Origin of the sequence: Mycobacterium sp. SP-6446 (assembly GCF_001954045.1) — a bacterium.
Classification (GTDB): Bacteria; Actinomycetota; Actinomycetes; order Mycobacteriales; family Mycobacteriaceae; genus Mycobacterium.
The window spans coordinates 36967-50260 of record NZ_MBEM01000100.1 but is presented as its reverse complement, the minus strand read 5'-3'; the positions used below and the strand labels follow the sequence as shown (position 1 = coordinate 50260).

The 13294-nt window shown below is 67.4% G+C and carries 12 protein-coding genes; 7 read left to right on the top strand and 5 right to left on the bottom strand.

Going from position 1 to position 13294, the window contains the following annotated elements; translation table 11 throughout:
• The first annotated feature begins 112 nt into the window (after positions 1 to 112).
• From A5736_RS27070 to A5736_RS08275, 5 genes are read left to right on the top strand one after another with little or no spacing between them, the layout of a single operon-like run.
• Complete coding sequence (locus tag A5736_RS27070; protein WP_076245559.1) at positions 113 to 1840, top strand: serine/threonine-protein kinase PknH/PknJ; 1728 nt, start codon at positions 113 to 115, stop codon at positions 1838 to 1840.
• Between the two features lie 44 nt (positions 1841 to 1884).
• Positions 1885 to 2364 carry a hypothetical protein gene (locus A5736_RS08290; RefSeq protein ID WP_076245558.1) on the top strand — a complete coding sequence of 160 codons (480 nt, stop codon included), beginning with the start codon at positions 1885 to 1887 and terminating at the stop codon, positions 2362 to 2364.
• 5 nt (positions 2365 to 2369) lie between these two features.
• A complete protein-coding gene (locus tag A5736_RS08285; RefSeq protein ID WP_076245556.1) occupies positions 2370 to 3629 on the top strand; it encodes a hypothetical protein in 1260 nt (419 codons plus the stop codon).
• A 47-nt stretch (positions 3630 to 3676) separates the two neighbouring features.
• Positions 3677 to 4696 carry a sensor domain-containing protein gene (locus A5736_RS08280; protein ID WP_076245555.1) on the top strand — a complete coding sequence of 340 codons (1020 nt, stop codon included), beginning with the start codon at positions 3677 to 3679 and terminating at the stop codon, positions 4694 to 4696.
• Between the two features lie 30 nt (positions 4697 to 4726).
• Entirely contained in the window at positions 4727 to 5695 is a 969-nt protein-coding gene (locus tag A5736_RS08275) for an aldo/keto reductase (RefSeq protein ID WP_076245553.1), read from the top strand.
• A gap of 8 nt (positions 5696 to 5703) precedes the next feature.
• On the opposite strand, the gene A5736_RS08270 is transcribed toward A5736_RS08275, so the two are convergent.
• From A5736_RS08270 to A5736_RS08255, 4 genes are all read right to left on the bottom strand, one after another.
• Positions 5704 to 6471 (bottom strand): SDR family oxidoreductase, encoded by a 768-nt coding sequence (locus A5736_RS08270; RefSeq protein ID WP_083667260.1) that lies wholly within the window; start codon positions 6469 to 6471, stop codon positions 5704 to 5706.
• A 54-nt stretch (positions 6472 to 6525) separates the two neighbouring features.
• Positions 6526 to 8691, bottom strand: coding sequence for a glycogen debranching protein GlgX (glgX, locus tag A5736_RS08265; RefSeq protein WP_076245551.1), 2166 nt, complete (start codon positions 8689 to 8691; stop codon positions 6526 to 6528).
• 68 nt (positions 8692 to 8759) lie between these two features.
• Complete coding sequence (locus A5736_RS08260; RefSeq protein ID WP_076245550.1) at positions 8760 to 9941, bottom strand: zinc-dependent alcohol dehydrogenase; 1182 nt, start codon at positions 9939 to 9941, stop codon at positions 8760 to 8762.
• Between the two features lie 59 nt (positions 9942 to 10000).
• Positions 10001 to 10738, bottom strand: coding sequence for a GAF and ANTAR domain-containing protein (locus A5736_RS08255; protein ID WP_076245548.1), 738 nt, complete (start codon positions 10736 to 10738; stop codon positions 10001 to 10003).
• 224 nt (positions 10739 to 10962) lie between these two features.
• On the opposite strand from A5736_RS08255, the gene A5736_RS08250 reads away from it, so the two are divergent.
• The gene (locus tag A5736_RS08250; protein WP_076245546.1) at positions 10963 to 12273 is read left to right on the top strand and encodes an NAD(P)/FAD-dependent oxidoreductase; all 1311 of its coding nucleotides are present in this window, start codon (positions 10963 to 10965) and stop codon (positions 12271 to 12273) included.
• 117 nt (positions 12274 to 12390) lie between these two features.
• Positions 12391 to 12660 (top strand): hypothetical protein, encoded by a 270-nt coding sequence (locus A5736_RS08245; RefSeq protein WP_076124220.1) that lies wholly within the window; start codon positions 12391 to 12393, stop codon positions 12658 to 12660.
• Positions 12661 to 12725: 65 nt separating this feature from the next.
• Here the strand turns inward: A5736_RS08245 and A5736_RS08240 are convergent, their stop codons facing one another.
• Positions 12726 to 13277, bottom strand: coding sequence for a DUF1360 domain-containing protein (locus tag A5736_RS08240; protein ID WP_076245544.1), 552 nt, complete (start codon positions 13275 to 13277; stop codon positions 12726 to 12728).
• Between the last annotated feature and the right edge of the window lie 17 nt (positions 13278 to 13294).

Here is a 13294-nt window from a genome sequence, read left to right as displayed (position 1 = left end):
ACGCGGGTGGCGCGGGGAGCCTCGTGGCGGGGTGACTTGGCCGTATGCCGGTTTTGGCGCAACATTGCCGGACACGCCCCTACGGAACGGGGTTGACCTTAGGGTGTTTTGCATGCTGACGGTGGGATCCGTGGTGGGCGGTTACCGCGTTGAGCGTGTCCTGGGCACCGGCGGGATGGGCGCGGTTTATCTGGCCGCTGACCCCGGCCTTCCGCGCCACATCGCGCTCAAGGTGCTCTCGGCCCAGCTGTCGCGCGACCCCGACTTCCGGGCGCGGTTCATCCGGGAGGCCGACATGGCGGCGGCCCTCGATCACCCCCAGATCGTGTCGGTGTACAACCGCGGGCAGACCGAGGACGGCCAGCTGTGGATCGCGATGCAGTTCGTCGACGGCACCGACGCCGATGCCGCGCTGCACGCGGGAACCATGAGCCCGCAACGCGTCGTGCACATCCTCGTCGAGGTGGCCAAGGCGCTCGACTTCGCGCATGCCCGCAACGTGGTGCACCGCGATGTCAAGCCCGCGAACTTTCTGCTTTCGGGGCCCATCGGTCCCGGCGAACGGGTCCTGCTCGGCGATTTCGGCGTGGCGCGCGCCCTCGACGACGTCGGCCTGACCGCGACGAATTCGGTGATGGCGACCGTCGCCTACGCCGCCCCGGAAGTGCTGTCGAATTCGCCGATCGACGGCCGGATCGACATCTACTCCCTGGGCTGCACCATGTTTCGGTTGCTGACGGGCAAGACGCCGTTCCCGGATACCAACGGGGTGGCGGGGGTGATGGCGGCCCACCTGTTCGCCCCGCCGCCCCGGGTCACCGAGCCGATGCCCTGGCTGCCGGTCGCGCTCGACCACGTCGTCGCCACCGCGATGGCCAAGGATCCCGCGGCCCGCTTCCCCTCGGCCGGCGCACTGGCCGAAGCGGCGGCCGCGGCGTTGCACGATCGCCCGGTGAGTGCGCCGTTGCCGCCCGTGCCCAGCCGCAAGGTCCGCGCCTATCCGCGGACCGACTCTCCGGCACGACCGGGCTGGGAGCACGGCGGTCCGCGCACCATGACCCCCTGGCCCGGTCCGCCCGCCCGGCGGCGCCGGCGCACCCTGATGGCCCTCGCGCTGTCCACGGTGGCGGTGCTCGTTGTCGGCACGGTCGCCGTCCTGGCCTGGCCCAACGACTCGACCGAGAACCCCGGCGGCGCCTCCCGGTCGGGATCCGGGCCCCAGGCATCCGTGCCCGCTCTGGCCGACGGTCCGCCGGCAACCGATATCACCGCCGCGCAGCTACGGCCGATCCTGCTGACCACCGCGGAGATCGCGGGGGTCGCACACGGCGATACCGTCACCCTCGAGCGAGACGGCGCCGGCCTGCTCGACGACGCCGCGACGATCGACAACCAGCAGTGCCTGCCGGCCTGGGCCCCCGCGCAACAATCCGTCTACGCGAACAGTGCCTACACCGGCGTGGCCGCGCAGGAGTTGCGTGCCATGTACCAAAAGGCGTGGCAAGACAGCATCACCCAGGCCGTCATCGCCTTCCCGTCCCAGGACAAGGGCGGGTTGTCGTATATCTCCCAACGCGAGCAGTGGGGGCTGTGCGGTGGCAAAGCCGTCACGATCACCGCGCCCGGCGAGGGACCCCAGGTGTGGGAATTCGGCCAGCCGTTCACCACCTCCGGCGTCCTGACGATCTCGGCCGGCCTGCGCGGAGGCAACGCGTCCTGCCAGCACGGAATGATGGAGCGCGGCAACGTGATCATCGATATCGTCCAGTGCCATGCCGGCGGCGGGGCCGACGTCGGCGCGCTCGTCACCGCGACGGCCGCGAAAGTGCCCCGGCAGTGACAGGCGCTTACTGGGGCGGGCCCTGTGACAGAGAGGTCGAATCCATGACTGCATCGAATGCATCCGCGTCGATTCTCGCCACCGTCGGGGCCGCGCTGGCCGTCGCCGCAGTCACCGCCTCGTGTTCGAACGTCATCGGCGGCACCCCGGTGGCCCAGCACGGCGGCGCTCCGATGGCGGCGCCCGCGCCCGCCCCCACCACCTCGCTCGCCGCATCGCCCTCCGCGGAAGATCAGGTCCGCCAGACGGTCATGGCGTTTCAAGATGCCTACAACACCCAGAACTGGGACGCCTACACCGAGCTGATGTGCTCGGCGATGCGGGCCCAATTCGTCGGGCCGGTAATGGGTTACGTGAAGAAGGGTCGCGCCGAAACGGGTCTTACCTCGGTCAAAAACATCTCGGTCGCCATCACCGGCGACACCGCCACGGCGACGATGGACGCCCAGAACGAGGCCTTGGGCAGCCGCACGGTCAGCCTGCCCTTGAAACTCGAAGACGGCTGGAAGATCTGCAAAACATGAGCCCAATGCGGACCAGCCAACTGCGACACGGGAAACCAATGGCGGCGCTGCTCGCCGCTGCTCTGCTGGGCTGCAGCCACACGACCACGGCGGGCACCGCGCGTCCGGCGCCCCAATCGCCCTCGGGCCCTTCGGCATCGGTGAACGTACCCCTGCTCGACCCGGGCAATTACCCGATCGTCCCGCAGTCGCCGCTGGGCAATGCGGGTTCGGACCACGACGGCCGGCTCATCGAGGGCAGGCGCATGGCCGACTATGTCGTCGGTCCGTGGCAGGCCGACGCGGGGCTGTCCACCCGGGGATCCAGCAGCGCGGCCGTAGTGATCGAGGACTACCAGCAGCTCTCCCACGTGATGTGGACGCCGATTCTGGGCGGTGCCTATGGCTTGCCCTTCGTGGTCGGGTTTATGTCCGAGCGACAAGGCCCGGGCCCGGATTCACAGATGTTGCTGCGCAACGCGGTGCTGCGGTTTGCGGGTCCGGCCGCGGCATCGGCTGCGGCCCAAGGGATGTACGGGAAGGCGATGGCGATGCCCCGCGTTCCCAGCGCCACGCCCATCGTCACTGAACCCGAGCGCGCGGTCCCGGTCCCCGGCCATCCCGATGCCACCGCGGCGCTGCTGACCTTCCAGGAGGGCCCCCAGACGGTCCGCGAACTGAGCGTTTTCACCGCGCACGGTCCCTATGTTCTGGTCCAGGTCGCCCGGTGCCCCGCCGGCGCCGACTGCGAAGCTCCGCTGGCCGCGCGTAGCCTCGACCTTCAGATTCCATTGATCGACAAGTTTTCGCCGACTTCCGCCGACCAGTTCGCGGCGCTTCCCAGGGATCCCACCGGGCTGGTCGCCCGCACGCTGCCGCTGCCGCCCGATCAGGGCACCTCCACGACCGGGGCCACCTACCAGGTAGCGGGCGCGTTGCATCTGGAAGACAACCCGGCGCGAATCGGTCCCGCCCTGACGACCGCGGGTGTCGATCTCGTGTCGACCAGCCTGACGACCGTGTATCAAGCCAAGGACGCCGCGAGCGCGCAGACCTTGTCGCAGGCCTACAGCGACGCCGTGGCGGCGACGGCCGCGGCGCAAGGCGCCGCACCGGTGCCGGGGCTACCGCAGAGCCGTTGCACCAGGGTCGCCGGGGCCAGCGGGTTGGTGCCGCACTTCTGGTGCCTGGCGACCGCCGGCCGCTACGCCATCAAAGCCGTTGCCCGCCAACTCGATACCGCACATCAACAGATCGCAGCCCAATATCGCATGCTGACCGGATAGCCGGACCGCGTTAAGGAGCGTTGAGGAGCGTTGAGGAGGCAGCTGGGGTGACCGACCCTCAGGATCCGTTCGGGGACAACCCTTTTACGTACGACCCGCTGGGTCGCGTCCCCTTCACGAGCCCGTCCGCCCCGCCGCCGGGCTTCCCGCCGCCAATCTTCACGCCACCGCCGACGCAACCGCCGTACCCGCCCCGCGTCAACGCCTTGGCAACGCTGTCGGTGGTGTTCGCGTTCGTGTTCGCCCCCGCGGGCGCGATTCTGGGGCACCTGGGGCTGGCGCAAATCCGGCGCACCGGTGAGCTTGGCCGTGACCGCGCCCTGGTCGGGGTGGTGCTGTCGTATTCGTTCATCACGATGGCGATCCTCGCCCTCGTCGGATGGGCCACCCTGACGGCGTTCCCGTCACGCCAGAACGCGGCACCGCCGAGTTCCACAACCACCACCACCGCCACGGTGCCGCCACGACCCACCGTGGCGCCGGACAAGATCAGCACGCTGCTGCCCAATCTCGAGGACCTCAAACAGATCACCACCGACGAAAATCTGCGGCCCGGTCAAACGTGGGACCGGCCCATCAAGTCCGACAGGGAGGCAAGCATCGACCGGCCCGAGTGCTGGGAAAGCGTCATCCCCGGGGCCCCGGAGGCCTACAACGCGATCCAGCGCTACCACGCGGCCGAATTCGACGACACACGTAGCTTCCTCAAATCGACCCAAGTCATGCAGGCCGTCGCCGCGTTCGCCGATCCGAACGCGGCCCAATCGCAACTGGCGACACTGCTCGACGGTTGGCGCCAATGCGGCGGGACAACCGTGACGGTGACGGACCGCAGCGGACCGTCGTACCCCCTTTCCCTGAGCGCCCCCGCCGACGCCGGCAACGGCATCACGACGATGGACCTGACGCCGAAGGGATTGAAGGTGTGCTTCGTCCGCGCACTCGCCGCCAAGGCCAACGTCGTCATCGACCTCGAGGTAACCAACCTCGGCAGCACCGACGTCGGCGCCGCCCGGCAGACGGTGGTGAGCATCGCCAACTACATCCTCAACAAGATCCCCGGCTAGGGGTCACACTCGAAGCCCTAGGGTGAACCCATGAAGTATCTCGACGTCGATGGAGTGGGACGGGTCAGCCGGATTGGGCTGGGGACGTGGCAGTTCGGCTCGCGCGAGTGGGGCTATGGCGACAGTTACGCCTCCGGAGCCGCGCGTGACATCGTGCGCCGGGCCCTCGAGCTGGGGGTGACGCTGTTCGACACCGCCGAGGTGTACGGACTGGGCAAGAGCGAGCGGATCCTGGGCGAGGCGCTCGGCGACCAGCGCGCCGAGGTCGCGGTGGCCAGCAAGGTCATGCCGGTCGCCCCCTTCCCCGCGGTGATCAAGCAGCGCGAGCGCGCCAGCGCGCGCAGGCTGGGGCTGGACCGCATCCCGCTCTACCAGATCCACCAGCCAAACCCGGTCGTCCCCGATTCGGTGATCATGCCGGGGCTGCGCGACCTGCTCGACGACGGAAAGATCGGCGCCGCAGGCGTTTCCAACTACTCGCTGGCGCGGTGGCGCAAGGCCGACGCCGCGCTCGGGCGGCCGGTGATCAGCAACCAGGTACATTTTTCGCTCGCCCACCCCGGCGCGCTGGAGGACCTAGTGCCCTTCGCCGAGCGCGAGAACCGCATCGTGATCGCCTACCAACCGCTGGAGCAGGGGCTGCTGGGCGGCAAATACGGCGTGGACAACCGTCCCGGCGGCGTCCGCGCGGTGAACCGCTACTTCGGCACCGAGAACCTGCGCCGCATCGAGCCGCTGCTGCAGACGCTGCGCGACGTCGCCGCGCAGGTCGGCGCCAAGCCGGCGCAGGTGGCGCTGGCCTGGCTGATCAGCCTGCCGGGCGTCGTGGCCATCCCCGGCGCGTCCAGCGTCGAACAGCTCGAGTTCAACGTCGCCGCCGCCGACATCGAGCTGTCGCCGGATTCCCGCGACGCCCTCACCGACGCGGCGCGCGCGTTCCGGCCGGTGTCGAACGGGCGATTTCTGCTCGACAAGGCCCGCGAAAAGTTGGGGGTGTAGGCCGGGTCTCAGGACTGCGCCGTCTCCGCGAACGCCGGAGGGCTGGCTGGCGCGCCCCGTGCCACCACGACAGGCATCGACGTCGTCGCGTTGGTGCGCAGGATCGTGTGCACCACGTCGATGAGGTCCTCGACCGGCATCAGCTTGCCGGGCATGCATCCGCGGGACGCCCACAATGGGGCGGCCTTCATCGCGAGGTCCATGTCCCAGCCGGTGGTCATGCCCGTCGCCGCGTCGCCCTCGCCGCCTCCGCACTCCCCCACGATCAGGTTGGTGAATCCGACGTCGGGGTGTTCGGCCCGCCAGGCCTCCACCAGTCGTTCGAGGGCCGCCTTGCTGACGCCGTAGGCGCCGAGCCCCGGCCAGGGCGGCCCGAAGGTACCGGCGTCGGAGGCCAGGTAGACCACCTTGCCCGTCGACTCGGTCAGGTGCGGCATCGCCGCCGCCGTGACCAGCGCGGCACCGATCACGTTGGTGTCGAAGACGCGCCGCCACGTCTCGGCATCGGTATCGACCATGCGGACCAGCGGTCCGATGGCGGGTGTGTACACCAGGTTGTCGATGCCGCCGAACGCGTCCGCGACAGTGGCGATCGCCGACCGGCAGGAGGCCTCGTCGGTGACGTCGCATTCGACGGCGATCGCAGCCGACCCCGCCTCCTTCGCGGCGGCCTCGATACGCTCTCGGCGGCGGGCGAGCAGCGCGACTTGATCACCCCGTTGCGCCAGGCCAACGCCTATGCAGCGCCCGAGTCCACTCGAGGCGCCGACCACCACTGTCCTTGACATATTCACCCACTTCTGTAACGCAGCCGATGCACGCACAGCGTATCAGCGTGGGTTCAGCCCACCGGGTTCCCGCTCCGCGTGCAGCACCACGGCGGTGTGCGCGTCCACGGTGAGCGTGCCTCCCCCGGGCACTTCCTCCGCGGGCGTCTCCTCCTCGGGCCCGGTGTACACCGTCAGGCGCCAGGCGCAGCCGAATTCCTTTGGCGGAAGGGTGAATTCGATCGGTTCGTAGTGGGCATTGAAACACAGCAAGAACGAGTCGTCGATCACGCGCTGGCCCCGGGCATCGCGGTCGGGAATGCCGTCGCCGTTGAGAAACACCGCGACGGACTTGGCAAAACTCGCCTCCCAGTCCTCCTCGGCCATCTCGGCGCCGTCGGGGGTGAACCACGCGATATCGGGCAGGCGGTCCTGGCCACGGCGGCCCACCGGCTTGCCGGAAAAGAACCGCCGTCTGCGGAAAACCGGGTGGTTCGCGCGCACGGCCGACACCGCACGGGTGAACTCCAGCAGGCCGGCATCGGCGTCAGCCCAATCGATCCAGGTCAGCTCGTTGTCTTGGCAGTAGCCGTTGTTGTTACCACGTTGCGTGCGACCGAGTTCGTCGCCGTGGCAGATCATCGGCACCCCCTGGGACAACAGCAGGGTGGTCAGGAAGTTGCGCTGCTGACGGGAACGCAGGTCGTTGATCTGCCCGTCGTCGGTGGGCCCCTCCGCACCGCAGTTCCACGACCGGTTGTGGCTTTCGCCGTCGTTGTTGTCCTCGCCGTTGGCCTCGTTGTGCTTCTCGTTGTAGGAGACCAGGTCGCGCAGCGTGAAGCCGTCGTGCGCGGTGACGAAGTTGATCGATGCGACGGGGCGTCGCCCGGTGTGCTCGTAGAGGTCGGCCGACCCCGAGAGGCGGTAGGCGAATTCGTCGAGCGTGGCGGGCTCCCCGCGCCAGAAGTCACGAACGGTGTCGCGGTACTTGCCGTTCCACTCCGTCCACTGGGGCGGGAAATTGCCCACCTGGTAGCCGCCCGGCCCGACGTCCCATGGTTCGGCGATGAGCTTGACCTGGCTGACCGTTGGATCCTGTTGCACGAGTTCGAAGAACGCCGCCAGCCGGTCGACGTCGTAGAACTCCCGGGCCAGCGTCGCGGCGAGGTCGAACCGGAAACCGTCGACGTGCATCTCGGTCACCCAGTAGCGCAGCGAATCCATGATCAGCTGAAGTGAGTGCGGATGCCCGACATTGAGGCTGTTCCCCGTGCCGGTGTAGTCCATGTAGTACCGCTTGTCGTCGTCGACCAGGCGGTAGTACGCAGGGTTGTCGACCCCACGCATCGACAGGGTCGGGCCCAGGTGGTTGCCCTCCGCGGTGTGGTTATAGACGACATCGAGGATGACCTCGATCCCCGCCTCATGCAGATCGCGGACCATCGCCTTGAACTCCTGCACCTGCCCGCCCGGCGAGGTGGCGCTGGAATACTTCGTGTCCGGTGCGAAGAAGCCGATCGTGTTGTAGCCCCAGTAATTGTTGAGGCCCTTGTCGATCAGGGTGGAGTCATTGGCGAAGTGGTGCACCGGCATCAGCTCGATCGCGGTGACGCCGATGCTCTTGAGGTGCTCGATGATCGCCGGGTAGGCCACCGCGGCGTAGGTCCCGCGGATCTGTTCGGGGATGTCCGGGTGCGTCTTGGTCAGGCCTTTGACGTGCGCCTCGTAGATGACGGTGTCGGCGTACTCGTGACCCGGCGGGCGGTCGTAGCCCCAGTCGAAGAACGGATTGATCACCACCGACTTGGGCATGCCGGAGGCGGAGTCGACGTCGTTGCGGCTATCGGGATCGCCGAAGTTGTAGCCGAATAGCGACTGGTTCCAATCGAAGCTGCCGTCGATGCCCTTCGAATACGGGTCCAGCAATAGCTTGTTCGCATTGCACCGCAGTCCCGCTTCCGGCTGGTACGGACCGTGCACGCGATAGCCGTAGCGCTGGCCCGGCTCGATGCCCGGCAGGTAGCCATGCCAGACGAACGAGTCGACCTCGGGCAGCGCGATCCGTGTCTCGGCACCCACGTCGTCGAACAGGCAAAGCTCGACCCGCTCGGCCACCTCGCTGAACACCGCGAAGTTGGCCCCCGCTCCGTCGTACGTGGCGCCCAGCGGATACGCCTTGCCGGGCCACAATTCACCGGTGGGCGTGGGGGCGGAGGGTGCTGCGGTCATGGCGCACTTGATACCCGAGCGGTGAGGTGGTCAAACACGAGCCCGAAACCGCTTGGCAGACAACGCGATTAGGGCTTGAGCACCACCTTGACTGCTCCATCCCGCTTTTTCTGGAATATCTCGTAGCCGTGTGGGGCCGCGTCGAGAGGCAGCACGTGGGTGGCGAAGGTGTCGACGCCGAGCGGGTCGTCATCGGTGAGCAGCGGCATTATGTCGTCGACCCACCTCTTGACGTTGGCCTGACCCATCCGCAACGTCACTTGCTTGTCGAAGAGGGTGAGCATCGGCAGCGGGTCGGCCATTCCGCCGTAGACGCCGATCAGCGAGATGGTTCCGCCGCGCCGGACGATGTCGATCGCGGAGTACAGCGCGCTGAGCCGGTCCACGCCCGCCGTTTGCATCAGGCGCTTGGCCACCGCGTCCGGCAACACCCCGGTCGCCTGCTGGGCCAGCCGGGCGGCCGGGGAACCGTGGGACTCCATGCCCACCGCGTCGATCACCGAGTCGGCACCGCGCCCGTCGGTCAGGTCCCGAATCGCATCCCCCAGCGACGTGTCGAGCCGCCCCAGGTCGAGGGTGTGGATGCCGCGCTCGGCTGCGCGGGCCAGACGTTCGGCCACCAGGTCGACGGCGATGACGCGGTAGCCGAGGTGATCGGCGATGCGCGCTGCCATGTCCCCGATGGGCCCCAGGCCCAGGACGGCTACCGTGCCGCCATCCGGGATGTCGGCGTAGGCGACCGCCTGCCAAGCTGTCGGCAGCACGTCGGAAAGATAGACGAATCGCGAATCCGGCGGTCCCACAGGGACTTTGATGTGGGTGAACTGCGCCTGGGGTACCCGCAGCAATTCGGCTTGGCCGCCGGGAATTTCGCCGTAAAGCTCCGAGTAACCGAACAGCGCCGCCCCCATGCCCTGCTCGCGCACCTGGGTGGTTTCGCATTGCGTGAAGAGTTGATTGCGGCACATGTAGCAGCTGCCGCAGCAGATCTGGAACGGGATCACGACCCGATCGCCGACCCGCAGCTCGCCCACCTCCTCGCCGACCTCGCGGACGATTCCCATCGGTTCGTGCCCGAGGATGTCCCCGGGTTTCATGAAGGCCCCGAGGATTTCGTAGAGGTGCAGATCGGATCCGCAGATGTTGGTCGAGGTGATCTCGACGATGGCATCGGTCGGCAGCTCGATCTTCGGGTCGGGCACCGATTCCACGCGCACGTTGCGTTTCCCGTGCCAAGTGACAGCTTTCATGAACGGCTGGCTACCCGCGGCACGCCGGGCGAAACGGTACTGGGCTTTCGGCGACCCCGCTAGCTCGATCGCTTCGACAGTCCCTGGATCACCGCCGCCGGCACTTTGATCGGATGTTCGTTTTCGATCAGCGCCCGCGCGACGTCGAACAACTTCGTGTTCGATTGCTGCGAGAGCCGGGCCAGCAGATCGAAGGCTTCGACGGCATCCAGGTTGAAGCGTTCCATGATGACGCCCTTGGCCTGACCGATGATGTCGCGCGACGCCAGCGCGCTGCGGAATTGATCGTGGCGCCGCATCATCGACCACGCCAGCGCGACGTGCGAGGCGAAAATGCCGCCGAGTTCGATTGATTCGTCGATGAATGCGTGCGGACGGTGGGCAAAAAAGTTCAGCGCCGCAGTGAGTTCGTGGCCATCGAACAATTCGAACGACAGGATCGACCGGATCGGAGTGTGCGCGAGCGCATATTGCCGATAGCGCGGCCAACGGCGGTCGACCGCCAGATCTGCGACGTGCATGACGTGGTGCTGCCAAGCGGCCGCGACGCACGGGCCTTCGCCGCATTGGTTCTGGATTTCGTCCAAGTCCACCGGGTAGCGGTGGGTGGCGACCACATTGGTGATCGCGTGGCCCCGCTCGGCCAGGGTGATCCCGGCGTAGTGGGACCCCGGCACGTGCTGAGTGCCACTCTCGATGAGTTCGCGCAGGCCGGCCCGGGTCTCGGTCCCTTGGCGGTCAAGACTGGCGACTAATTCCGCTAACTGAGCGACGACCGTGTGGTTGCTGTCGGGCATGCCATCACCCCCTCAGGAGTGCCGTTGCGGCCTGCCTCACGATGTCATCGTGGACCTCGGTGGGCGGGGTGGCTACGCAGAAAACGAAGTTCACCATCCAGAAAACGAAGTGGCCGGAAGCGGCCGACCCGGGCTCCCAGGGGCCCCGGCGCGTATTCTCTTGGTGGCTAACGGCTTTCGTGCCAGCTACCGCCCTCGGCGGCGTCCGCCCTACACTCGGGTTGGTGACCTCAATCGTCATTGTCGGCAGCGGCTTCACCGGATTCACCTGCGCCCGTCGCCTCGCCCGGATCCTCCGAAGACGGCGCGCGCCCGTCGACATCACCATCATTTCGCCGGTCGACTACATGCTCTACACGCCGCTGCTGCCCGACGTCGCCGGCGGCGTCGTCGACGCTCGCTTTGTCGCGGTGCCACTGGCCAACACGCTCAAAGGCGTTCGTGCGGTGCGCGGTCGGGTGGATGGTGTCGACTTCGCGCAACGGACCCTGACCTACCGCGATCCCGAGGAACGCGCCCACGGCATGTCCTGGGACCGCCTGGTGCTCACCCCCGGGTCGGTCACGCGCTTGTTCGATGTGCCCGGAATCGCGACACATGCCCTGGGATTGAAGTCCACCGTCGAGGCCCTATACCTGCGCGACCACATCATCGAGCAGCTGGAGCTGGCCGGCCTCGAGGACGACCCGGAAGTGGCGGCGGCGCGGCGCACCATCGTGGTCGTCGGCGCGTCGTATTCGGGCACCGAACTGGTCGCGCAGCTACGGGCCCTGGCCGATGCGGCGGCCAAACAGATGGGCTTTGACGCCGCGGACGTGAAGTTTCTGCTGCTCGACACGGCCGAGCAGGTGATGCCGGAGGTGGGCAAGAGGCTGGGCGACGCCGCGCTCAAGGTGCTGCGCAAACGCGGCATCGATGTCCGGCTGGGCATGACGCTCAAGGAGGCGCACGCGGATCACGTTGTCCTCAGCGATGATTCGCGCATCGACACGCGCACGATCGCGTGGGTGACGGGCGTGACCGGCGCGCCACTGATCCAGGAGCTCGGGTTGCCGACAGAGAAGGGCCGGGTCAAGGTTCAGCCCGACCTGCAGGTGCCCGATCACGAAGGCGTCTTCGCGGCCGGTGATGCCGCGGCGGTACCCGACCTGACGCAACCCGGCAAGATCACGCCGCCCACCGCACAGCACGCGACCCGACAGGGCAAGGTACTCGCCCGCAACGTGGCGGCCAGCCTCGGCTACGGCAAGAGCAAGCAATACAAGCACGGCAACCTGGGCCTGGTGGTCGACCTCGGGCCTCGGTATGCCGTCGCCAATCCGCTCAATGTGCAGCTTTCGGGATTGCCCGCAAAAGCCGTGACGCGCGCATATCACCTGTATGCGATCCCGCGGCTGCTCAACCGCTGGGCGGTGTCGCTGGCGTACCTGACCGACACGATGTTCGACCGCTCGGTGGTGTCGTTCGGGTTGCCTTCGCTGCAGGACGCGCAGTTCGCGGCGAGCGAAGGCATCCCGATGCCCAAGACGAGCTGACTCGCCGTTTAACGGGGGCTGTTTAACTCGACCGTTTAACTCGCCCGTTTAACTCGCCCGTTTAATTCGCACGGCGACGGGCAACCGGCAGTCGTGGGAAACGACTTCGACGACGACATGCTGGAGCAGTCCGAGAGCCTGGACTCTGACGAGGTACGCAACGACGACGGTGACACCGTGGTCGATCCGCCCGACAGGTGGATCAAGGCTGATGAAAACGAGTCTCTCGACGAGAAGCTCGCGGCAGAGAATTCTGGAAGGCCACGGGACGACGTATCGGGGCGCGATGAGTTGGACGGCATCGATCCGGACGCCCACGGTCGCGATAGCGGCCAGATCAGCGGGACGCCGGAGGACGGCGAATCATTCTTCGACGTACAGGAGTGACCCTGTTCGACACGCGGGGGTTCGACACGCGGGTCGAAATGCTGGATCGAAATGCGTTGTGCTGACTAGCCTTCCGCTGATTGTTGCGCCCGCGCGTAGGCAAGCTGCAGAAAGTCGGCCCCCGCCAGCGCGGAGAAGCTGCCGGCGATCAGGCGAGTGAACCTGGGCGCGAAGATCAATCCGATGGCGAACGCCGTGACGACCCACATGTCCAGACAGAACGGGCAGGTCAACAACTCTCCCAGGCTGTGCCGCAATTGGCTGTCCTGCCGGACTTCCTCCTTGACCTCCGCCGGGCCCGCGGTGCCCGTGTAATGAGTAAACGGCGCCCGCAACGGGCTCGTCACGGCGTCCTTGGACAAGGTTCGGGAAAGCTTGTGGGTGCCCAGCGTCACCGTGACCAGGTCCTGCACGCGCCAGCGCGGCGGCAACGTGCGCCCGGTGAGTGCCGCGAGTAGCGCCGCGACGGCCACCACAGTGCCGTAGATGCCCAAAACGGCCAGATACCCCGCCAGCGGGCGCGGATTGTCGCCGCGGTAGGCGGCGGCTTCGCGCCGTGCGGCGTCGGCCACGTCGTCTGCCACGTCCCCGGCGCCGGCCTGCGTGACTTCTCTCATTGCAACTCCTTCAGGGC

What these genes read in the sequence shown, in the direction of transcription:
- A5736_RS08255 (WP_076245548.1), bottom strand. Translation starts at nt 10,738, where the DNA reads ATGCCCGACAGCAACCACACGGTCGTCGCTCAGTTAGCGGAATTAGTC.
- A5736_RS08275 (WP_076245553.1), top strand. Translation starts at nt 4,727, where the DNA reads ATGAAGTATCTCGACGTCGATGGAGTGGGACGGGTCAGCCGGATTGGG.
- A5736_RS08245 (WP_076124220.1), top strand. Translation starts at nt 12,391, where the DNA reads ATGCTGGAGCAGTCCGAGAGCCTGGACTCTGACGAGGTACGCAACGAC.
- A5736_RS08260 (WP_076245550.1), bottom strand. Translation starts at nt 9,941, where the DNA reads ATGAAAGCTGTCACTTGGCACGGGAAACGCAACGTGCGCGTGGAATCG.
- A5736_RS27070 (WP_076245559.1), top strand. Translation starts at nt 113, where the DNA reads ATGCTGACGGTGGGATCCGTGGTGGGCGGTTACCGCGTTGAGCGTGTC.
- glgX (WP_076245551.1), bottom strand. Translation starts at nt 8,691, where the DNA reads ATGACCGCAGCACCCTCCGCCCCCACGCCCACCGGTGAATTGTGGCCC.
- A5736_RS08285 (WP_076245556.1), top strand. Translation starts at nt 2,370, where the DNA reads ATGCGGACCAGCCAACTGCGACACGGGAAACCAATGGCGGCGCTGCTC.
- A5736_RS08290 (WP_076245558.1), top strand. Translation starts at nt 1,885, where the DNA reads ATGACTGCATCGAATGCATCCGCGTCGATTCTCGCCACCGTCGGGGCC.
- A5736_RS08240 (WP_076245544.1), bottom strand. Translation starts at nt 13,277, where the DNA reads ATGAGAGAAGTCACGCAGGCCGGCGCCGGGGACGTGGCAGACGACGTG.